Origin of the sequence: Cellulophaga baltica (genome assembly GCF_018861125.1) — a bacterium.
In the GTDB taxonomy this organism is placed as follows: Bacteria; Bacteroidota; Bacteroidia; order Flavobacteriales; family Flavobacteriaceae; genus Cellulophaga; species Cellulophaga baltica_A.
On sequence record NZ_JAHKQN010000035.1, the window covers coordinates 87713 to 112738 of the forward strand.

General features: G+C 32.5%; 15 protein-coding genes. 6 read left to right on the top strand and 9 right to left on the bottom strand.

Features of this window, described 5'->3' with window-relative positions; genetic code table 11:
* Positions 1–21: 21 nt before the first annotated feature.
* The 7 genes from KO500_RS16265 to KO500_RS16295 are packed head-to-tail and all read right to left on the bottom strand — an operon-like array spanning position 22 to position 10616.
* A complete protein-coding gene (locus KO500_RS16265) occupies positions 22–2268 on the bottom strand; it encodes a GH92 family glycosyl hydrolase (RefSeq protein ID WP_215957617.1) in 2247 nt (748 codons plus the stop codon).
* A complete protein-coding gene (locus KO500_RS16270) occupies positions 2269–3276 on the bottom strand; it encodes an isoaspartyl peptidase/L-asparaginase family protein (RefSeq protein WP_215957618.1) in 1008 nt (335 codons plus the stop codon).
* Positions 3277–3294: 18 nt separating this feature from the next.
* Positions 3295–4416: a family 10 glycosylhydrolase gene (locus KO500_RS16275; RefSeq protein WP_215957619.1), complete on the bottom strand. Its 1122-nt coding sequence runs from the start codon at positions 4414–4416 to the stop codon at positions 3295–3297.
* A 4-nt stretch (positions 4417–4420) separates the two neighbouring features.
* Positions 4421–5455, bottom strand: coding sequence for a carbohydrate-binding family 9-like protein (locus KO500_RS16280; RefSeq protein WP_252732595.1), 1035 nt, complete (start codon positions 5453–5455; stop codon positions 4421–4423).
* A gap of 52 nt (positions 5456–5507) precedes the next feature.
* Positions 5508–6473: a glycoside hydrolase family 130 protein gene (locus KO500_RS16285; RefSeq protein WP_215957621.1), complete on the bottom strand. Its 966-nt coding sequence runs from the start codon at positions 6471–6473 to the stop codon at positions 5508–5510.
* Between the two features lie 9 nt (positions 6474–6482).
* On the bottom strand, positions 6483–8360 hold the full coding sequence (locus KO500_RS16290) for a sodium:solute symporter family protein (protein ID WP_215957622.1): 1878 nt from the start codon (positions 8358–8360) through the stop codon (positions 6483–6485).
* A gap of 18 nt (positions 8361–8378) precedes the next feature.
* Positions 8379–10616 (bottom strand): GH92 family glycosyl hydrolase, encoded by a 2238-nt coding sequence (locus KO500_RS16295; RefSeq protein ID WP_215957623.1) that lies wholly within the window; start codon positions 10614–10616, stop codon positions 8379–8381.
* A 397-nt stretch (positions 10617–11013) separates the two neighbouring features.
* Between KO500_RS16295 and KO500_RS16300 the strand changes: the two genes are divergently transcribed.
* The 6 genes from KO500_RS16300 to KO500_RS16325 all read left to right on the top strand — a co-directional run bounded on the left by KO500_RS16300 (position 11014) and on the right by KO500_RS16325 (position 23115).
* Positions 11014–11838: a sensor histidine kinase gene (locus KO500_RS16300; RefSeq protein ID WP_354668448.1), complete on the top strand. Its 825-nt coding sequence runs from the start codon at positions 11014–11016 to the stop codon at positions 11836–11838.
* Positions 11839–11897: 59 nt separating this feature from the next.
* A complete protein-coding gene (locus KO500_RS16305; RefSeq protein WP_215957625.1) occupies positions 11898–12608 on the top strand; it encodes a LytR/AlgR family response regulator transcription factor in 711 nt (236 codons plus the stop codon).
* A 296-nt stretch (positions 12609–12904) separates the two neighbouring features.
* The gene (locus KO500_RS16310; protein ID WP_215957626.1) at positions 12905–16126 is read left to right on the top strand and encodes a SusC/RagA family TonB-linked outer membrane protein; all 3222 of its coding nucleotides are present in this window, start codon (positions 12905–12907) and stop codon (positions 16124–16126) included.
* 13 nt (positions 16127–16139) lie between these two features.
* Positions 16140–17828, top strand: coding sequence for a RagB/SusD family nutrient uptake outer membrane protein (locus KO500_RS16315; protein WP_215957627.1), 1689 nt, complete (start codon positions 16140–16142; stop codon positions 17826–17828).
* 294 nt (positions 17829–18122) lie between these two features.
* A complete protein-coding gene (locus KO500_RS16320; protein ID WP_215957628.1) occupies positions 18123–21338 on the top strand; it encodes a SusC/RagA family TonB-linked outer membrane protein in 3216 nt (1071 codons plus the stop codon).
* A gap of 58 nt (positions 21339–21396) precedes the next feature.
* The gene (locus KO500_RS16325; RefSeq protein WP_215957629.1) at positions 21397–23115 is read left to right on the top strand and encodes a RagB/SusD family nutrient uptake outer membrane protein; all 1719 of its coding nucleotides are present in this window, start codon (positions 21397–21399) and stop codon (positions 23113–23115) included.
* 149 nt (positions 23116–23264) lie between these two features.
* On the opposite strand, the gene KO500_RS16330 is transcribed toward KO500_RS16325, so the two are convergent.
* Both KO500_RS16330 and KO500_RS16335 read right to left on the bottom strand, forming a co-directional pair.
* Positions 23265–24560: a TRAP transporter large permease gene (locus KO500_RS16330; RefSeq protein WP_215957630.1), complete on the bottom strand. Its 1296-nt coding sequence runs from the start codon at positions 24558–24560 to the stop codon at positions 23265–23267.
* Between the two features lie 6 nt (positions 24561–24566).
* The gene (locus KO500_RS16335) at positions 24567–25025 is read right to left on the bottom strand and encodes a TRAP transporter small permease (RefSeq protein ID WP_215957631.1); all 459 of its coding nucleotides are present in this window, start codon (positions 25023–25025) and stop codon (positions 24567–24569) included.
* Position 25026: the final 1 nt, after the last annotated feature.

Consider the following 25026-nt stretch of genomic DNA (forward strand, 5'->3'; position numbering starts at 1 on the left):
AAATAGATTTAAATCTTTTCTTTATTTTTTAGGCGTATTGCCCATTTCTAATTCTAAAATTGCTCCGTTTACAAGTGTTTCATGAGTAATAGAATAACCGTTTAAAGTTTTACCATTAAGTTTAATTGCTTGTATGTATTTATTTTCTTTGGAATTATTTTTCGTCATGATTTTTAACGTCTTTCCTAAATAGTATTTAGGGTCTAAAGTGATTTCTACTTCATCAAAAACCGGACTTGCAATTTGATATACATTATCACCAATTGATACAGGATAAATACCCGACATGGCATAAACTAACCAAGCAGACATTGTACCAGTATCATCATTACCCGGTAAACCAGCTGGTTTATTTTGAAAATACTCACTTGCTAGTTCTCTAACTAATTTTTGAGTTCTCCACTCCTCACCTTTTACATAGTTAAACAAAAAAGGATAAGCAATATCTGGCTCATTAGCCATATCAAATTGGTCTGTATCGAAAAGTTTTTGTAGTTGATTGGTAAAGCTTTTACTACCACCGTACAATTTTATCATGCCATTAATATCATGAGGTGCCATAAATGCATATTGCCATGCATTACCCTCAATAAAACCAACATTTTCAGTAAAATTTGCTCCTGCTAAAGGGTCAAAAGGTTCGTAATACGATCCATCTTGATTTCTCGGCCTTAATAGCTTGTAATTTTTATCGTATAATTTGTGGTATGATAATGATCTCTTTTTATACTTTTTATAATCACTTGTTTTACCTAATTTCTTCGCTAACGTTGCAATAGCAAAATCTGAAGCATTGTACTCTTGTGTTGTAGAAACAGGACCTCTTTGCCCTGCAACTAAATATCCTTTTTCTAAATAATTTTTTAAACCTGGTCGTAATGGGTTGTTTTCAATTTGATTAGCGCTTTTTATCATTGCAGTATATGCTTTTTGCACATCAAAATCTTGTATTCCTTTTAAATAGGTATCTGTAATAACTATACCTGCAGGGTCACCAACCATTGTAAAAGTTTCAGTAGAATTTAATTCCCATTTTGGCAACCAACCGTTTTCATCATACATTTCTAACATGCTTTTAACCATGTCAGATTGTTGTTTAGGGTACACTAATGACATTAATTGGTGTAAATTTCTATAGGTATCCCATAACGAGAATACTGTAAACCGTGTACCAGAGGTATTACCTATTTTCCCCGTTTTGATTTCAGGGTAATCACCATTAAAATCGTTTAAAGTATTTGGGTGAATTAATGTGTGATATAATGCCGTATAAAAATTTACTTTATCATCATGCGTACCACCTTTTACTTTTATTTTTGAAAGTAGCGTGTTCCATTCTTCAAAAGTATCTTTATAAATAGCATCAAAAGATTTGTTTGAAGTTTCTTTCTCTAAGTTTTCTCTTGCGTTGTCAATACTCACATACGAAACTCCAATTTTCACTTCAACAGTTTCTTCTTTATCAAAATTGTATGAGAAATAAGTCCCAATGCTATCTCCAACTACCATTTTGGTATTGTTTTCCATCATACGGGTTTTACCATTGTAGGTCATCCATTGTGCTTCTTCTCCTTTATAAGCTCTTGGCTTTTTCCAGGCTCCGAAATTTGTAGCTGGTTTAGAAAATTTAGCCACAAAATACACAGGATAAGCATCTTCAGGACTATTATAGCAAAAGGAACCAACGCTACGCATACCTTCAATTTCAGTAGGCGAAACCACTTGAACCATGGCTCCTTCTTCATTTGTTAAACCCAAACCAAGATTTATAAGTACGTTTGATTTACCTTTAGGAAATGTGAATTTACTGACACCTACTCTTTTTGAGGCTGTAAATTCTGTTTTTACGTTATACTTATCTAAAGTAGTACTGTAATATCCAGCTTTTGCAATTTCATTAGAATAGGTTGTACCATATTCTAAATGATTGGTTTTAACTTCACCTGTAGTTGGCATAAGTAATATTACACCCAAATCAGGACAACCAACACCACTTAAATTTACTTGACTAAACCCTGTTAAAAATGTATTTTCATTTACATACGGGTTTGAAAGCCAACGACTATCTTTCTCTAATACATTTTGTTTTCCGGCAACATTAAATGGCGAAATACTCGCCATACCTCTTGGTGCAATTGGCCCTGGAAAAGTCGCTCCAAAATTAGATGTACCTATAAAAGGATTTACATACGTAGCTACATCTTGCGCAACTACGTATGAAATACTCTCACAAACAATAAATAAAAACAAAAAAAGTCTTCTATACATTTACTTATTTTTTTTAGGAATTTTAGATGTTGCAGGTTCCATTCTGTTCCCTTCTTCATCATCACAAACAGCATAATTAAACCCTGGTCTAATACTATAACCAGCATGTTCGCCATTTTTATTAATTGCAATAAAACCAACCTGTAGGTATTCCATATCCTTATGATTTTTGTGTTTATTGTAAATACGTTCTACAATTTCTTTACAAGCCTCAAAAGGTGATTTGCCTTGTCGCATTAATTCTACGACCATTGCACTACCCGCTGTTCTTATTACTGCTTCCCCTAAACCTGTTGCCGCCGCAGCACCAACTTCATTGTCTAAAAAAAGACCAGCTCCAATAATCGGGGAGTCTCCTACTCTACCATGCATCTTCCACGCTGCTCCACTTGTAGTACACCCCCCGGATAAATTGCCATCTTCATCTAAAACCAACATACTTATCGTATCATGATTCTCTATGTTTATTACTGGTTTATATTTTGATTTTTCTATCCACTTTTTCCATGCCTTTTCTGATTTTTCCGTAAGTAAATCTTCTTCGGTAAAACCTTCTGATAAAGCAAACTGTAATGCTCCTTCACCAGTAAGCATAACATGTGGTGTATTTTCTAAAACCTTTTTAGCAACTGCAATTGGGTGTTTAATACCTTGTAAGAATGAGACAGATCCACAATCACTATTTTGATCCATAATACAAGCATCTAAAGTAACTTTACCTTCTCTATCAGGTAAGCCTCCATAACCAACACTACGTACTTCTGGGTCTCCTTCAGGAATACCAACACCTGCAACTATTGCATCTAAAGCTGGTGTTCCTTTTTTTAATTGCGTCCAAGCTTCATCGTTTGCTGCTAAACCATGTCTCCAAGTAGAAATTACTAAAGGCTTTTTTTGTGCTTTTTTGGTAGTAACGGATTTACTTTTTGCTGTTGCATAGCTAAAAGCTGTACTCGCACCAACGGTACCTAAAGCGGCCTTTTTAATAAATTTTCTTCTATTTGACATATCTAGTGGTTTTAGTTATTATTCTTTTTTAGATGCTTTAATTATTTCAAATTGTTCATCTGTCATTGAATAATCATCAAAGAAAGCTACACCTTTAGCGCCATTATCTTTTGCTAATTGAATTGCTTCTTTTAAATCTGGATTACTCAATTTAGGTGTATATAAACCTGTGTGTAATTCTGTTGGTCTACCTTCTAAATCTTGAACACCTTGTTTTGTTGCATACCCTATCCAATCTAACTCTTCATTATAAAAGTTATAATATATCATAGGTAAAACCATATCAATTTTCCATTTATCCCAACGTTGACGAACCATATGATCTGCCATTTCAGGGTAAGGAAATACTGCTGCACTTAATTTTTTATCGTGATCATGAACAACTTCATATGCTTCATTTACAAGTGATCTAATTTCATTTAAACGAAAATTTTTCCACTCAATATCAATCGCAGGATTTTCCATTTCACGTGGATCTTTGTGATGAAGCTTCATAAATTTTTCAACACTAGCATCAGAATAATCAAAATCGTAATCAGCTAATTCAACTTCTTGCTTCAGGTTATATTTCGGCAATAAACCAATTGGTAAATACACGTCTGGGTAACGGATATAATCTAAATGTACACTAGCAACACCTTCAACTTCTGCTAAACCTTCAACTAAGCTTAAAATATGCTTTCTAGCATCAGGATGACTTGGTGAAAGCCATTGGTAATAACCAACATAAGGTCTTTCTTCTTTTACAAAACAAGATTTTCCACTTCTACTTACTTGGTACCATTCTGGATGTTGTTGTGCAATTGAATCCCCTGGTCTGTTTGTTGTAAACATCCAAGCATGTACTTCTAATCCTTCTTTAGTTGCAATTGGTGTTAATCTTTTTAATAATTTAGGATCAGCACCCGTGTTTAATAAAACAGCATCAAATCCATTATTTTTTAATTTTTTGAAGTGTGCCGTATAGGCCGAATCAGACTTTTTGTTTCCAACAGTCATCCAACTCCAATATTTAAAGCTTTCTGCTTTTTCAGTTTCTGCCTCCACTTTTGCTGTAACATTCTCTTTTGAAGTTTCTTTGGTATTACATGAAACCAAAGTATTTAACACAACAAAAAACAACATTTTTACTACTTTCATATTCTTACTTTTTAGTGATAAATTTTCCATCTTCTCTAAGGATAAGTTGATTGCCTGTAAATGGGCTTTCAACTATAATATTCCAACCTTGACTATGACTTTCAAGAATTGGTTCAATAATTTTACCATCAATTGATATTTCAGCTTTTTTTAAACTATCAATTGAAGTGAAATAAGTATTATTTGTTTTAAAGTTTTTATTCTGAATACGGTACATTTTGTACAATTCCCATTTTATCTTCTCATCTTGAGGAATTGTAAACTGAGCTTTTTGACCAGGTGTTTTAGATGAAAAATATACATAACCCCATTTTTCTGGTTCATGCATATTTACAACGCCCATTGGAGACCAAACCCAATTGTATTCATGAGTCATTTTACCGTTAGCTTGTTTTTTTCTTTCATATTTTCCATCTGTAATTTGGTAATCCCAATTTACACGAGAAAAATTAACTCTCCAGAAATTATCTACTGGTACATTTTTATGGTAATACCCTGTTTTATAAACAGACCATGGAATTGCAATTTCTAACACCCAACCTTTGTCTGTATCATTAGGGTTATTAATGGTTCCGTTAACTTTTACTGCAGATTTTAAACCCGTAATATTCCAGTCATTAACTACAACATTAACATCTCTATATGGTTTAGTTACAAATAAATCCCAAGCAGTATTTAATGTATTTATTTCAAGCTCATAATAATTATGAGTATCTCCATCTGGTTCTATAAAAACCTCAAAGTCGTTATTATGAAATATAATTGTATCTCTTTTTGTTAAATCGCCCCAAACATGAGGCTCTTCCATCTTAGCTAAAATATAATAGTAGTTATCATCCCACAACATTTTAACTTGAGTTTTGTATTTGGGTTTCTTAACACCTTCAATATCAATAAAAAGATCAGACCAGGCTACTTTACTCCATGATGGATCAGATTCATCACCATCAATAGTAATTGCAGTAGGTGTTTTATAAGCTATATGCGTTTTAGGTTCAACATTATCTGAATTTTGAGCACAACTACTAATTGTAACCATAATACAAATTAAAAAACTAAAAAATGTTGTTTTAAAACGCATATATTTTGAATTATAAACTATTGTTTTTTGTAAATTCTACTACTTCACTAAGCTTACCAAAAGCTAATGCTACCACAGTATCTGCTGCACCATAATAAACCGCTAGTTTATCCTCCTTTTCATCATGCAATGCTGCACAAGGGAAAACAACATTTGGCACATCACCAACTTGCTCATATAATTCTGCCGGACCTAATAAATAAGGTTGTGTTCTATATTTTACTTTATCAGGTTGATTCTCATCTAATAATGCAGCACCCATTGCATATCTAAATCCGTTACACGTATTTATTACACCATGGTATAGCATTAACCAACCATCATCAGTAAGAATAGGAATTGGTCCTGCACCTACTTTTGTACATTGCCAAGCACTATCAATAAAATCTGTTGCTTTAAGCACACAACGGTGTTCACCCCAATATTTCATATCAGGACTATAGCTTATATAAATATCACCAAAAGGTGTGTGACCGTTATCACTAGGTCTACTCAACATTGCATATTTACCATCTATTTTTTTAGGAAATAAAACTCCGTTTCTATTAAAAGGTAAAAAAGCATTTTCACATTGGAAAAATTCTTTAAAATCGTATGTATATCCAATACCAATTGTTGGCCCGTGATATCCGTTACACCATGTAATCCAATATCTATCTTCAATAAACACAACACGAGGATCGTATTTATAATCAGATTCAATCATCTCTGTATTACCCGCCATCATTTCAATTGGCTCGTGATTGATGTCCCAATTAATACCATCTTTACTGAAACCAGCAAAAATATTCATTTGCACGGCTTTGTTATCACAACGAAAAACACCAGCAAAACCATCTTCAAAAGGCACTACTGCACTATTGAACACACTATTTGATGATGGAATCGCATCTCTATTAATAATAGGATTAGCGTTATAACGCCACATTACATCAGTACAATTTTCAGGCTTATCTTGCCAAGGAATAGAACTCATATTATTTTCTTAATTTTCGTATTTTCTTACTTTATCTAACCAAGTGAATTTTAATATAGCTGTTGTTATAGCAAATATCACAAAGGCAATCAATGTCATTGAATAATCTCTTATCATAAAATATATTGGCAATAAAATCATACTTGATTGCCACACAATACCTATAACACAATTCATCATATCAGACCAAAAATCTGAGTTTTTAGTAAAGCTATTATCTTCTTCATTTAATTCTTTATACACTGGGTTCCATAACCCCCATGGCCTAACGTTGGCATAAAACTTTTTAAGAGTTTTCATATCAGTTGCAGGTGTTAATATCGTTCCTAATATTGAACCTAACAACGAAACTGCAAATATTACTAAGAACATGTATATCGTAGGTATTTGAGCTATATGATACATTACCGTATCTACTTCAAAATTTGCTTTGTTTTTATCTACAATAAATTGCAGTGTCGCAATAATTAAGCCAGAAGTCATTCCCCAGAAATAACCCCAACCGTTAAAACGCCACCAAACCCATTTTAAAAAGTTAGCTGCAACATATCCACCATAAAGTGCACTAGTAATCCATAATGTAATTGAGTTGATAGAATCAGCAAAAAAGCCCATAACAACACCTAAAGTCACTACAACTATTGATGCTAAATGACTCACTCTAATATAATGCCTATCTGAAGCTGTTGGCTTAAAGTATTTTTTATAAATATCATTTACAATATATGCGGGACTAGAATTTACAAATGCTGAAAAAGTGGACATAAATGCTGCTAACAAACCTGCTAACAACAAACCTTTAATACCAATTGGAACATGGTTATTAATTACTTTAGGCAAAATAACTTCTAAATCTGCCAAACTTAAACTAGCAGAGCTTGCCATATCTGGTGCAATAAAAACTAAGGCCAAAACAACCACACCTCCAATAAGTAAATAACGTGGAATAAATAAGATTAAGTTTGTAAAGCCACTCATATATGCCGCTTCTTTAACAGATTTTGTAGATAGTATTCGCTGCATATCAAAACCTGGTGTTGGACCTGCTATACTTGCGAAAAAGCCTTTGAATAATGACATACCTATAAAAGCTCCAAACATTTTATACCCTTGTGTGTCTACCAAAGTATTGAAAGCTTCATATTTACCCGTCCAAGTACCCTTTAAATTTGTATCAAAAAATATAGCTCCCCAGTCTTCTGAAATAATGCTATATAATTGCACATCGGTAACTTCAACAAAAGCATATATTGCAACCAAAACACCAGCAACTACCATAATTGCGTATTGTAAAACCTCAGTAGCAACAACTGAAAACATACCACCTTTTATAGTATATATTGTCGTTAAAAAAATTAATATTAAAGCATAACTTTGATCAGAAGTAAGAAGAATATTATCGCCAGAAATTAAGGAGAAATCCCATGGTAGAATAATGGTCATAAATTTACCTACGCCTTCAAAAAAGTAAGCAATAAACCCTATAGAAGCTATTACAGCAAAAATAGCAACTATTAAATGTGAAGCCCTACCTGGTCTATCATCTCCAAACCTAGTTAAAATCCACTCTGACCCTGTCATTATATTAGACCTTCGAATCCAAGCTGCTAAAAAAATCATTATGAAGACTTGGTTCCATACAGGCCAAATCCACATAAACATAAAACTCTTTGCTCCATAAAGAAACAAAACACCTACCATCCAAGCAGTTCCAGAAACATCAAACATACCCGAGCCATTACTTAAACCTAAGTAATACCATTTGATACTTTTTCCTCCTAAGAAATAAGAATCTAATCCTTTTGAGGCGCGTTTTGAAATCCAAATTCCAACACCCAGTGTTAGTACAATATATAGTACTATAATTATTACATCTACAATATGCATGTATGTCTTAGCTTTAAATTATATTCCCCACTCTTTATTTGGCGCATCACCCATTACAAAATGTAATGTTCCCCCTTGTAAAATTGTTTCATGAGAAATGTTGGTCTGGCTGAATTCAACACCGTTTAGTGTTGCCGATTGGATGTAAATATTTTTATCAGAAACATTTTCCGCCTCTATTACAAAGCTTTTACCTTCTGATATGTTTATTGTAGATTTTTCAAAAATTGGACTTCCAATTTCATAAGTAGTCGATGACGGGTTCATTGCATATAAACCAATTGAACTTAACACATACCATGCACTCATTTGACCACAATCTTCATTACCACTCAAGCCATTTGGAGTTGTATTGTATTGCGTATCTAATATATGACGAACCCAAAATTGTGTACGCCATGGTTTACCTGCATGATTAAATAAATATGCGATATGGTGACTAGGTTCGTTACCATGCGCATACTGACCTATTAAACCAGAAATATCAGCTGACACATTTGAACCATTGATTTCTGAGCTTTCAGTAAACAATTGTTCTAATCTTTTTGTAAATACTTCGTTTCCACCATGAAGTGAAATAAAATCTTCGACATTATGCGGTACAAACCAGCTGTGTTGCCAAGCGTTACCTTCTGTATAATCCGTATGTTCTCTGTGGTTTGAATATTTCGGATCAAAAGGCTCGTGCCAAGTTAAACCATCATCAGCCTTACCACGCATAAAACCAGAATCAGCATCAAACAAAGGTTGGTATGCTTTTGAACGCTTCAAGAAATACTTATAATCTTCATCTTTACCTAAAGCCTTCGCAATTTGAGCAACACACCAATCATCATAAGCATATTCTAATGTTATGGTCACAGATTCATCTAATAAGTTATAAGGAATGTAACCGTATTTTTTATAATGATCCAAGCCTCTTTCATCTTGCATCATTGTTTTTTTCATAGCCTCATAAGCTTTCTCTCCATCAATTCCTTCTACACCTTTTAAATACGCTTCAACTATCACAGGTATTGAATGGTAACCCGTCATTGTATTTGTTTCATTTGCATAAAGCGTCCAAACAGGAAGTATTTCTTTTGTTTTATAGTACTCTAACATTGTATTCACAATATCAGAAACTCTATCAGGAGCTAATAATGTAAGTAATGGTTGCTCTGCTCTAAACGTATCCCACAATGATAATGTAGAGTAAGCTGTATAATCTGTTGCAGTAACAATACTATCATTCTCTTTTCTAAACTGACCATTTTTATCACTGTATGTTACAGGCGCTAATTGCGTATGATATAAAGATGTATAGAAAATAGTCTTTAAAGAATCATTTTCTGTTTCAACAGTAATTTTAGATAATGCTTCATTCCATTTATCTTCTGCAGCTGTTTTTACAGCATCAAAATTAACATCAGCATCTAAATTTTGCTTTGCATTTTCAATACTTACCGAAGACAATGCCACTTTTACCAACAATGTAGCATCATTTTTTTCATCAAAAAATAACTGAGCAGCAGTTTTAATACCTTCAGCTTTACTTTTTTCAGTTGCTTCATCATCAGCTATAAAAGATTTTTCAACTACAGGCTTTGAAAATTTTGCTACAAAAAATACTTTTTGGTTTTTAGCCCAGCCCGTACTATAACGGTAACCTGATAAGGTATACTCGTCTTCTAATTCAATACCAGTACTTGTTGCTTTATCCCAATTAATTCCGAAACCAAGATTTAAAACTACAGATTGCTTATCACCTTCTTTAAAAGTATATTTATGATGAGCTGTACGCAATGATGTAGTTAATTCTACATTTACATTATGATCTTCAAGAAAAACCTGATAAAACCCCGGAGTTGCAGTTTCATTCTCATGACTATATTTAGATGCATATGAAAGTGAATCTCTACTCGTAATTTGTGTAGAAAGTGACACCTCTTTATTAACTGGCATAATCATCACATCAGCTAAATCACCAATACCAGTACCACTTAAACTTAAGTGACTAAAACCTATGGCAATAGAATCTGAATAATGATAACCAGAGCACCAATCCCACTTACTTATACCATTAACCGGACTAACCTGTAACATACCAAAGGGAACGGTTGCACCTGGATATGTATGTCCATGACCACCTGTACCTATAAAAGGGTCTACTTTAGCAATTAAAGGTTGCTCTTTCTCAAGCACTGTAGCCTTTTTATTTTCACTACAGCTAGAAGCTAATATTGCAATAAAAAGAGGAAGAATATATTTTTTCATGAAATGATTTATCATATTTACCATATAAAAATTCATAATTTTAACAAATTTTAAAATAAATTTAGACAGACAACATATTAACGTAGCTAAACATCAAAAAAAATAATTACTTATAGAATTCTTAAATAATATGAAGTTTAATTCCAATAAAGTTTATCAAGTTTCTCCATTACACCATGTAATATTCTGGTTAGTATATTTTCTTTTTAATTTTTTTAGATGGGGGAGTTATTTCGATAACTACTTATACTCATTAAAAACAAATTTACTCGGCTTCCCTATACATATGATACTTAGCTACTTGAATGTGTATATTTTAATGCCAAAATTTGTTTTCAAAAAAAAATACGTCTCTTACATAATCATCATATTACTTTCAATTTTTGCAATGGTGATTATGAAATTCAATCTCACCTATTTTTTAGTGAGTAGTAATGTATGGCCAGAAGGTCCAATACCAACAAATGAGCTTACATTAAATTATACGATTGATATGATGATTGGTGAGTTGTATGTGGTAACATTTGTAACCGCAATTAAAATAACCTTAGATTTTTTAAAGGAACACAAAAGAGTTGCCGATTTAGAGAAAACACAATTGGAAACAGAGCTCTTATTTTTAAAAACCCAAATATCTCCACATTTCTTTTTTAACACATTAAATAATATTTATTCGCTTTCGGTTGAAAAATCAAATAAAACACCTAAGATCATATTAATGTTATCTGAACTAATGCGATACCTATTATATGAAACAAAAGGTAAAAGGCAATCATTAGAAAACGAAGTACTATGCATCCAAAATTATTTAGACTTAGAGAGGATAAGGCACAATGATGATTTAGATGTAGACATGTCAATTTCTGGAGACATTCAAGACAAAGAAATATCTCCTATTTTACTATTAACCTTTATAGAAAACGCATTTAAACATGGGGTTCAAAAAAATATTGGAAAAGTTAAAATTGTCATTAATTTAACAATTAAAAAAGATTTTCTTTACTTTTCGATCTCAAACCCTATGCCTTTAGTTACAGCACAGCAACAACCATTAATGAAACAAGCTAGTGGTATAGGCCTAGAAAATGTAAAGAAAAGACTTGAGCTAGGCTACCATAAGAACGATTACAAATTAAAAATCAAGGTAAACAAAAAAAATAGATTTGTTGTAAAACTTAAAATTAGAGTACAAAAAGGGAGTTTTGAGCAAATCAAAGAGTAAAAACTAAAAAATAGTAGTATTTTATAATAAGGTTTTAATAAAGCTGAAATTGAATGTCGATGAAAATAAATTGTTTAATTATAGATGATGAGCCATTAGCTATAAATGTAATAAAAAAGTACCTAGAACAAATTGAAGATTTTGAGGTAATTAATACATTTAGCAATGCAATTGAAGGATTAAACTTTTTGAAAAGCAACTCCGTCGACGTTATTTTTTTAGACATAAATATGCCTGTTTTAGATGGTATAAATTTCATTAAAAGTTTAGAAAAACCACCTTTATTAATAGTCACCACTGCTTATGACGAATTTGCTTTAGAAACTTATGAATTAGATGTTATTGATTACCTAATTAAACCCATTGAATTCCCAAGGTTCATGAAAGCTCTGAACAAAGTCACCAGAAGACTTGATAGTAGTAAAGCAATACAAGAGCCTGTGATTGACCGTCCATTTCTTTTTGTGAAAATTGATAAAAAGAAAATGAAAAAAATATATTTAGATGAAATTTTAATTATTGAATCACTCAAAGATTATCTAAAAATAAATACCACCACAGGTAAATATATTATTCATAGCACCTTATCAGACTTTACAAACCAATTACCTTCTAGAGAATTTATACGAATTCATAGATCATACACGATAGCCATAAACAAAATTGATGCTGTTGAAGGTAATAGTGTTGAAATTGAAGGCCTTAGATACGTAATTGGCCGATCATATCTTGAAGAAGTAAAGCAAAAAATATTAAATTCTTCAATTTAAATTATACAAATAATTAACATTAAAGTCACCATTGTTATATAAGTACACTTGATTTAAATATTTATAAAAATTGTCAAATAAAACCTTCAAAATCAATAAATCCTTAAAAGAACAGTTGCTTTAGCCATAAAATATTAACAATTAAATTTGATTATCTGTCGATAAAATTTAGTTATTCGTCGAAATTTTTAACTCCCTTTTAGCAAATCATTTTAAGTTTAGTCCACCCATTACAAAGCTTTTATTGAAAACCGATTTAATATATTTTTTTAATTAAAAATTTTTAAATCACTTTTATGAAAGTTAAACAAATTAACCCTGTTACCTCACATGGTAGTAGGTCACTTATTCTCGTAATGAGAGTATTCTTTTTTTTACTCTTAACATCATCATTTGGAGCAACAAAAACTAATGATGAGGAAAAAAATGTAGTTCTAAATATACAAAACCTTGTCAATGGAACTATTAAGGATGATACTGATTTACCATTACCAGGAGTAAACATTCTAGAAAAAGGAACTTCTAATGGTACACAAACAGACTTTGATGGTAATTTCTCAATTACTGTTTCTACCGCTGATGCAATTTTGGTCGTATCATACCTTGGATACAAAACAAAAGAGATTCCACTTAACAACAAAACAGAATTATCAATTGTTTTAGAAGAAGATGTTGCCGCTTTAGAAGAAGTTGTTGTTGTAGGTTTTGGCACACAAAGCAAACAAAAAGTATCTGCATCCATCACTCAAGTTTCTGCAGAAGATCTTGGCACTGACAAACGACCTGTTACAAATGTTGCTTCAGCATTAATTGGCTCAATGGCAGGTTTAAACGGATTCAATTCAAGTGGCCAACCTGGAAACTCTCCTAGTTTTTCTATAAGAGGAACAAGTACAACTTCATCAGAGGCAGAAGTATTAGTAATAATTGACAACTTTGAAGGTTCATTAGATGATATAAACCCTCAAGAAATTGAATCCGCAACTATACTTAAAGATGCTTCCGCTGTTGCTATTTATGGTGCCAGAGGTGCAAATGGTGTATTATTAATTACTACTAAAAAAACTAAAAAAGGAGAAAAAATTTCTGTTTCTTACAATTACAGCAGCGCTATGCAAGCTAAAGGAACGTTACCAGATGTAACAAATGCTCAAGAATATATTAGCCTTGTTAATACCGCTGCTCCTGACACTTTTAGCAGTACAGTGGTAGACTTAGCAGACAGCGGATTTTATCCAAACACTAATTGGGCTGATGCTTTGTACGGAGGTACAGCTATGCAACAGTCACATAATTTAACTTTAAAAGGGGGGACTAATAACGCAGGCTTTCTTATGAATGTTGGTTATTTAAACCAAGATGGTTTAGCTATTGGCACTGATAATTTTGAACGTCTAAATTTAAGACTAAAAATGGATGTTGATGTAACTGATTGGCTTAGTGTGGGCACAAACACATTGATTACTAACAGACTTACAAATACTGTCCCAGTTACAACAGGAACAAATTTATTAGGCTCACCTTTTATGCCAGTAACAACTGAAGATGGTTATTGGGTTGATAAAAGCGGAGGCCTTTATGGAGGTGAAGTAAATCCTGTTGCTTTAGCTTCGTCAGGAAGTTATACAAAAACCGACAGAGATAACCTTAACTTACAACTATATGCTAAAATAAAACCTTTTAAAGGCTTTACATTAGAGCAAAGTGTTTCAATCTTAAAAAATAATACAACCTACAGAGATTGGGACAATACATATGCATACGTGACTTTAGATTATGAAGATCCTGATTCATATACAAATCCTGATTCTGAAAACAGACTTTATACGGAAGCTTCAACAGATTCAAGAGTATTAACTCTTTATTCTACAACAAGCCACACCATAACAGCACTTACTAAATTAAACTACGATTTTAACATCAATAACGAACATAATTTTAGTACTCTATTAGGTTTTCAAGCAATAGAATATTCAGGTGAAGGTTTTGCTGCCTCTAGACAAGGTTTTGCATTAGATGACCCAGTTGACTTAGTTTTAGGTGAAGAAGCCAATTCAACTTTATCACTTTTTGGTACAGGTGAACAATCATCAGGAAATACTTCATATTCAGAAGACACGGCAACCCTATCTTATTTTGGTAGATTAAATTATGATTATAAAGGCCGTTATATTATTGAAGGCTCATTCCGTTATGACGGTAGTTCTTATTTTGCAGATAATAATAAATGGGGATTCTTTCCTTCTGCTTCAGTTGCATGGAATGCTAAATCTGAAAATTTCATGAAAGACATAAGCTGGATTGACAGACTTAAACTAAGGGCATCATACGGACTTTCTGGTGATGATTCTGGTGTTGGAGCCTTAACTGTACAATTAGTAAATTACGATGCTTCTGGAGGATATCCGATAGGAAATGAAGCAAATCCAGGATATACATTAAGTGATTATGCTAATCCAGATTTGAAATGGGAAACTGCTAAAATTTTTAATGCAGGTATGGATTTCTCTTTATGGCAAGGTAAATTACAAATTAATGCCGATTATTTTATAAATAACAGAGAAGATATATTAGATGAAGCTCAAGTTGCTGAAGAATTCGGTTTTGGCGGTGGAGAAGTTGCCTCAAACTTATTTGCTGTAAGAAGCTGGGGTTGGGAGTTAAATTTTACTCATAAAAATAATATCAGTAAAAACTTTTCATACTGGATAAATGGTAATTTATCTGATTACGATAATAAAATCACGGATTTAGATGGGTATGATAGTGTTGACTTTGCTGTTGGTCAAAGTGTAAATGATAGATTTGGTTACGAAACGGACAAGTTTTTTAATAGTCAAGATGAAATTGACGCTTATACGACTTCTGATGGTACACTTATAGATCAATCCGACGTTGGTGGTTCTTATGTTGGTGGTTTTAAATACTTAGATCAACTTACAGTTGATAGTGACGGAGATGGCGTAATGGATACTGGAGATGGTGTTATAAATTCAGACGACCGTGTAATGCTTGAAAGTAATAGTGCTACAAACTACAGGTTTGGTTTTAATCTAGGGTTTGATTATAAAAACTTATCAGTTTCTGCTCGTTTTTATGGCGCATTTTACAGAAATCAATTTTTAAATAATCAAGCAAGTTCACACGAACCATTTATTGGAGCAAATTCATTTGCATATATGTTAGATTACTGGAGTGAAGACAATCAAGATGCTCTATTACCTGTACCTGTAGGCTTTGGAACACAAGGCTATACTTCAAATGTATCTGATTTCATATTAGATAATGAATTTATAAAAATGCAGACCCTTAATTTTGGTTACAATTTAACTAATGCTATATCAGCAAAGTTCAAAGGAGTAAAATCAATAAATTTAAATCTTTCATTTGAGAATCTTGGAGTTATATGGACCAACAATCCATTATATGAATATGGATGGGATCCAGAGTCAACTATTGGTACTTACAACTACCCCCTGCCTTTTACTACTTCAGTAGGTTTAAACATTACATTTTAAAAAAATAAAAAAAATGAAAAAATATAGCATAATAACCTTTTCAATTTTAATCTTAGCATACTTTTCATCATGCAGTGAAGATTTTTTAGAAATTGTAGATTCAGATGAGTATTCTGCTGATGCATTATATCAAGACGAAGATGATATGGAAAATGCTTTAAATGGTTTATATTTATATTTACCAGGTGGCGATATTACCAGCACTAATATAACTCCATATTTTTGGACGGATGATGCTGTACATAGAAACATAAATGATGGATCTGGAACAATACGAGAGTCTGATTACAACTGGACTACAACATCAAACGTACTTGATGATTTTTATAAATACACAGCTATAGCAAACATAAATTATTTTCTTGAAAAACTTCCTGATGCAACTTATACTGATGAAGATACAAGGTCACAACATGAAGCTGAAGCTAGATTTATAAGAGCATATATTTATGAAGAAATGCTGTTTGCCTATGGGGATGTCGTACTATTAACATCAACAATTAGTACTGATGAATACCCTTCAAGAGATGACAGAGAAGAGGTTTTTGATTTCATAATTTCAGAATTAGAAGAAATTCAAGACGATTTACAACTATCATACACCTCTGATGATTATGGTCGCATTACACAAGGAGCTGTTTTAGCCTTAAAAGCCAGAACATACCTTAAAGCTTTACACTGGTATTCAGATACCTCAACTTTATATGCAGCAGCAGAAGAAGCTTGTGCTGAAATTATTGCTGGAGGACAGTATTCATTGGTTGATGGTATTGATGGATTTGAAAGTTTATTTTCAAATTCAGGTGATGGTAACAGTGAAGCTATTTTATCAAGTATTTATATTGAAACTTATAGAACACATGGCCTAGCAAGACAATTAGCACAAAAAGGTTCATGGATTGGTAGCTCTGCTACTTTTGCTAATAACCAAAGTCGACCAGGATATTCATCTGATTTTATTGAAGAGGTACAAACCATCAATGGTTTATTTCCTGCAGATGACTCTGAATACGACCCTGCAGATCCATGGACTAATAGAGATCCTAGACTTGCAGTTTCAGTTGTGTTACCTGGAGACTTATTGCCTTCTAAAACAGATTCCGATGAAGATTACGAATATCAACCACACCCAAGTATAGGTACTACTACTGATGATATAAATAAAACATCTGCACCAACCGGTTATGGTTTTAGAAAATATATTGATTATGATTTAGATGCTCTTGACCAAGGTGATGTAGATATTGAACTAATAAGGTATGCAGAGGTTTTACTTATGTATGCAGAAGCATTAGCTGGCCAAGGAAGAGACGGTGAAGCATTAACTTATTTAGATATGGTACGTGATAGAGTTGGCATGCCTAAATATGCTGATATAGGTTTACCAACAGTAACAAGAGGTACTACAGGAAACACAATGATTGATGCTATTTTACTAGAACGTCGTTATGAATTTGCAGGTGAAGGACAACAACGTTGGTGGGATATTTGGCGTTATCAATTAGGTAATCAAGTTATTACCCAAGTTTATGGAATTCCAACAAGCACCACAGAACCTGGAGATTTAGTTGGTGAAAAATATAAAGCTAGTAACAGTGACACACAGTATGCTAGAGTATGGGATGATAAATATTATTTATTACCAATTTCACAAACCGTTTTAGATGCAAACCCAAACATTACTCAAAACGAAGGATGGTGATGTTTATATAAAAAATACTCTTAAATTACTAAAAGCCTCAACAGTAAACTGTTGGGGCTTTTGTTTTTTCTGCAAATAAGCACAGTATTATCTTGTTAAATTTTATTTTCTTCAAAAAATTACTTCAAATATATTGTGTTTATCGTACCCGACAAGTTATTGGTCGAAAAATTCATGTCAAAAATTTTTATTGTAAATAGTTTTAGTAAATCTTTAACACTAGTTTTAATTACAATAAAACTACAAAACACGACCAATATTAAACAATTTTACAAACTAAACAACTCATGTTTTATGGAAATTAAACTCAAAAACACTCCATTTTTTTTTAAAAAAGGGATGTTTAATCTTTTAACAAGAGCATTTATTTTTCTTTGCTTTAGTTCAACTTTTGGTTTTAACCCAAATGTGGACTTAATTACAGCTGAAGATAAAATTGCTTTGCAAAGTCAAATTAGCGGTACCGTTTTAGACAACAACGGACAACCATTACCTGGTGTAAACATCGTTGAAAAAGGAACTTCAAATGGAATGCAAACAGATTTTGATGGTAATTTTACTCTTACCATTTCAAATAGTGATGCCGTTTTAGTAGTTTCTTATCTTGGATACAAAACTAAAGAGGTAAGTGTAAGCAGTCAAACAGAATTATCAATTGTATTAGAAGAAGATGTGGCCGCTTTAGATGAAGTTGTTGTTGTTGGTTTTGGCACACAAAACTCATCAAAAGTAGTAAGTTCTGTTGTTCAAGTAACTAATGAGGAGCTAAATCTTGAAAAGAGACCTGTTACAAATGGTTACTCAGCATTAGTTGGTTCTGCTCCTGGTCTTGTTATGACAAATAACAATGGTTCTCCAGGTGCTATTCCGAGTGTTCAAATTAGAGGAACTAGTACAATTGGTGACGCCAGTGACGTATTAGTAATTATTGATAACTTTGAAGGCTCTTTATCTGATATTAATCCTCAAGATATTGAGAGTGTATCCGTTTTAAAAGATGCATCAGCAGTAGCTATTTATGGAGCTCGTGGTGCAAACGGTGTGTTATTAGTAACTACAAAAAAAGCTTCTAGAAATAAAGAAACTACGGTTAGCTATAACGCAGTATCATCAATACAAACAACTCCAAGATTACAACAAACAGTTAACTCTATTGAATATATGGAGTTTCAAAATGATATTGCACCAGGTACTTGGAGTGAAGAATCGTTAGCACTAGCAAATAGTGGTTTTTATCCTGACACTAACTGGATTGAAGAAACATTTGAAAGTAGTGCCGTGCAACAATCGCATAGTCTTACATTATCAGGTGGCTCAGAAAAAACAGGCTTTTTAATGACAGGGAGCTACTTAACTCAAGAAGGTTTAGCCCTAGGCGAAGATAAATTTGAAAGATTAAATTTACGTTTAAAAATTGATACCGACATTAACAGTTGGTTAAATATAGGTACTAACACACTACTAAGTAATAGAACAGATAAATCTGTAACAGTAGTAAGTGGTGGTAACACAAGAGGTTTACCTTTCTACCCTGTAAAAACAGTTGATGATTTATGGGTAAGTAATGGTACAGCTGATGGTGCTAACCCTGTGGCAAGTGCTTCTTCAGGTAGTTTTAGCGAATCTGATTTAGATAGAATTAATGTTCAGTTATATGCAAAATTGACACCAATAAAAGGCTTAACATTTGAAGAACGTGTTTCTTATATAAAATCAAATGAGTATGCTAGAGAATGGACTAATCCTTTTTCATCAGTAAGCATTGATCCTACTGATCCAGATTCTTACACTAATCCTGACTCTGAAAATAGAGATTATTTTATTGCATCAACGGATGAAAGAGTTTTAGAAGTAGCATCATTAAAATCACATGAATTTCGTTCTTTAACATCTTTAACTTATGAATTTGAAAAAGGAAAACATTATGCTAAAGCATTTTTAGCAGTTCAAACAGAAAGTGGCGAATCTGAAACTTTATCTGCTAGTAGAACAGGTTTTCTTTTCGATAACATAATTTCATTAAATCAAGGAGAGATTGTAAATGATAGTAATGATTATGATGGTCTTGGAAATACTGAGGTTAGAAATGGTAATGAAAAAACATTATCTTATATAGGAAGACTTAATTACAGCTTTGCAGATAAATATTTAATTGAAGCTGCATTTAGAAGAGATGGTTCTTCTTATTTTACAGATGAAAACAAATGGGGATTTTTTCCTTCAGTAGCTATAGGTTGGGTTGCTTCTAGAGAAAACTTTTTTGAAAATGTAGATTTTGTTGATTTGTTAAAACTAAGGGCTTCTTATGGTTCTGCTGGATCTGATGGTACTCTTGGCTCAGTAACACAACAATTAGTAACTTATGATGCATCTGGTTACCCATTAGGTGGTGTTTCAAATGCAAGACTAGGTGTTGATGATTTTGTAAACCAAGATCTAATTTGGGAAACATCAACTATATTAAACATTGGACTTGATGCTTCTTTTTTTAATAGAAAATTATCATTTGAGGCTGAATATTTTGTGAATAATCGTAAAGATATTTTAGACAATATTTCTTCTACTGCATATGAGTACGGTTTTGGAGATGCACAAGGCAACCCATATGATGTTAGAAGTTGGGGTTGGGATTTAAATGTAAATCATAAAAATAAAATTGGAAAAATTGGTTATACTATTGGTGCTAATATTTCTAATTATGATAATAAAGTAACTTATATTCAAGATGGTGCTGAAACAAACACACTACAAGAAGGGTTGAGTGTAAATAACCGATTTGGATATCAAGTTGATGGATTTTTTGATACACAGGAAGAAATTGATACATATACAACCGCTGACGGAACTTTAATTGACCAAAGCGATGTAAGTACATCTCTTGACAATTCTGTTGGAACATACTTAGGTGGTTTTAAATATATTGATCAATTAACTATAGATAGTGATGGTGATGGCGTAATGGATACAGCGGATGGAGTTATTGACAGTGATGACCGTGTAACAATTGATGATAATAATGATAGAAACTGGAACGTTGGATTTAATTTAGGCGTTACTTATGAAAACTTATCATTATCTGCTCGTTTCTATGGTTCATTTGACAATAATCAATATTGGAATGCGGCAAATGTTGTTGACCCATTTTTAGGAGGTGGTGTACCTTGGTCATACCAACTTGATTACTGGTCAGAAACTAATACTAACCCATTAGTACCAAGACCTATAAGTACTAGTAACGAAAGTTACAATAGTGCTATAGATTATTATATTGTTGATGCTGAATTTGTTAAACTACAAAACATCACTCTTAATTATGATTTCAGCCAAAAACTACTACAAAATATTTCATTTATAAAAAGTTTAAATATCTATTTATCTATGGAAAATGTTGGTGTGGTTTGGACAAACAGTCCTGTTTATGAGCATGGTTGGGATCCTGAATTAGGAATAAACACTATAGATTATCCTTTACCATTTACTACTGCCATTGGTTTAAATGTTAAATTTTAATATAATGACAAAAGTAAATACACACACGAAACTTTTATTTTTAAATATAATTTTGATTATGAAAAATATAAAAACCTTCAAAGTAGCATCTTTACTGTTATTGATTGTCTTTATTAGCTCTTGTAGCGATGACTTTCTTGAGGTAGAAGATCTTGATGAAATTGACATTTCTACTGTTTATCAATCAGAAGAAGATTTAAACCTAGCGTTAAACAACCTATACTTTGCATTGCCAATATTAGATATTGAAGACCCTCTATTTAGTGTTGATGCAAACCAAGCATATATAGTACCTTATTTTTGGACCGACGATGCTATACACAGAAATATTGCAAATACAGCAGATAACCAAGGTTCTGATTTTAACTGGTCTGATAGTAGAAGATCTTTAAGAACTTTTTACCGCTATCACGATATCGCAAATATTAACTTTTTCCTAGAAGCATTACCTGGAGCAACTTTTGAAACAGAAGCAAATAGAGATAGGTTTGAAGCAGAAGCACGTTTTTTAAGAGCATGGATTTACGAATCAATGGTATTAGCTTATGGTGATGTACCATTAGTAACAACAACTCTTTCGCCTACGGATAACCCAACTAAAACACCTAGAGAGGAAGTGTTTGAATTTGTAATAAGTGAATTAGACGAAATAGATGATATTTTACCAGAATCATACTCAGGCGATGATGTTGGTCGTATTACTAAAGGAGCGGCATTAGCTTTAAAATCTAGAGCTTATTTAAATGCAATTGGCTGGAATAGTGATGTTGATGCAATGTATGCAGGCGCTGAAGCTGCTTGTTCAGAAATTATTAATGAAATCGGAATCTATAGTTTAGTTGACGGTATTGATGGTTTTAAAGAACAATTTACACCTGATAGTGATTTAACATCGCCAGAAACAATATTAGAAACAATATATGTCTTAGGTATTAATGTTAGTAGAATTGCATTACAGGTTTCTCCAAGAGATTTGTACAAGGGGCCTAATGGAAGTGGAAATAACCAAAGAAGAGCCGGGTTTACATCTGATTTTATTGAAGAAGTACAAACAATTAACGGTTTATTCCCTAAAGATGATCCTGAATATGACCCTGCAAATCCGTGGGAAAATAGAGATCCTAGATTAGAAGCTTCTGCTTATTTACCATTAGATGAATTTTTAGGAACAGATGGTGTAAATAATGATATTTTTCAACCTCATCCATTTTATGAAGATACAAGAGATTGGGTTTCTGCAAACAACAATAACCCTACAGGATATAATTTTAAAAAATATACTGATTATTATATGCTTAACAATATAGAAGGAAATGCTGATTTAAAAATAATCAGATATTCTGAAATATTATTGATGTATGCTGAAGCTTTAGCTGGTCAAGGTAGAGATGCAGAAGCTTTAACATATTTAGATCAAGTACGTGAACGTGTGGGTATGCCTAAATATGCTGATATTGGTTTACCAACAATCACTAGAGGTACAACAGGAAACACCATGATTGATGCTATTTTATTAGAAAGAAGATATGAATTTGCTGGTGAAGGCCCCCAACGTTGGTTTGATATTTGGAGATATAAGTTAGGAAGCCAAGTTATAGGTAATGTTTATGGCATACCTGATGATGTTGATTTGCCAGGTGATTTAACTGGTCCAAAATATGACGCCAATGACCTTACTACATATCAAAGAGTATGGGATGACAACTATTATTTACTTCCATTCTTTGTAACTTTTACTGATGATAATCCTAATTTAACACAGAATCCTGGATATTAATAAAATTATTTATATTAAATAGTTTAGTGTTTTTAAAGTGCTCAAATTTAATTTGAGCACTTTTTTTATGCTTTAAAAAAGTACCCTAAATTTAATTTGAATACTTCTTAAGGAATGAATTTAATATATAAATGAAATTACTTTTTACACTATAAATCAAATAAACTTGGCAACCACAGACTTAATTGCGGAAAATAAGTCACTAAAAATAGCGCAAATATCATTGCTAAAAACAAAGGAAGTAATGGCTTAATTACCTTTTCTATTGTCGTATTAGCAACTCCTACTCCAACAAATAACACAGAACCTACAGGTGGCGTACATAAGCCAATACAAAGGTTCAGAATCATAATAATTCCAAAATGTATAGGGTCTAATCCTAACTTAGTAACCACTGGTAAAAAAATAGGCGTAAAAATTAATACTGCAGGAGTCATATCCATAAAAATACCTACGAACAATAATAGTAAGTTAATAATTATTAAAATAACCACCTTATTATCACTGATACTTAATAATCCTGCACTAATATCTTGAGGAATATTTTCAAATGACAAAACCCAAGACATACTCATTGAAGCTCCTATTAAAAGCATAACAATTGCTGTTATAGATGCTGCATCTAATAAAACTTTTGGTAAGTTTTTTACGGTAACCTCTTTATAAATCATTCCTAAAATTAGAGTGTACAATACTGCAATGGCTGAAGCTTCTGTAGCCGTAAAAATTCCAGTCACAATACCACCAATTACAAGTATTAATAGAAACAAACTTGGCAAAGCATCAACAAAAGTTTTAAAAACCTCCTTAAAACTTCTTCGTTTACCTACTTTATATTTTTTCTTTTTCGCCCAAAATGATGCTACTATCATTAAAAATAAACCTGTAAGTATTCCTGGAATATAACCTGCTAAAAACAATGCGGCTATTGAAGCACCACCACTTGCCAATGAATAAACGATTAAAACATTACTAGGCGGAATTATTAAACCTGTAGTTGCTGACGTGATATTTACTGCTGCACCAAACTCTTTAGAATAGCCTTCTTTTTCCATTTCAGGACCAAGAATACTACCCATTGCCGATGCTGATGCCATAGCTGATCCTGCTATTGCTCCCATCAACATTGCTGAAATTACATTTATTAATGCTAAGCCACCAGGCAAACTGCCCACTAATGTTTTTGCAAATGCTATTAACCTATGGGCTATTCCGCCTTTATTCATTAATTCTCCTGAGAGCACAAAAAAAGGTATTGCCAAGAGAGAAAAACTATCAAGTCCTGTACCTATTCTTTGAGAGACTGTTGTAAACGCTGGTAAAACAGGAATACTTACTAGCATTGTTAATAATGCCGAAATACTAATACTCCATGCGACTGGAGTACCTATTGCTAGCAAACACAAAAAACTAATTATTAAAACGAGTACCGGAATATAATCCATAATATTTTAAGAATTTAAAAGGTCAGATATTTTGTAATAAATTATTAATACGCCACTAATAGGAATAACAAGGTATACAAGTGATAATGGCATTTGTAATGCTGGTGAAAATTGTTTTAAATCGTAGGTAATATAAACAAGTCTAGAACCCCCAATTACCAATGCTGCAACACTAAAAAGAATGATTAACACGTTTACAAATACTTTTAATTTCTTTTGCTTGGTTTCACTTAATCGCGATGGCAGTACATCAATTGCTACATGATTATTTTTACCTGAAACATAGGCTGCACCCAAAACTCCAATCCAAATCATTAGATAACGGGCAAGTTCATCTGTAAATGAGCTGGGTTCTGCTAAACAATAACGACTAAAAACTTGCCATAGCACGTTTACAACCATAATACTCATAATCACAATTAATACATTTGATAATATTTTATCAATTATAGCTCGTAGTTTCATA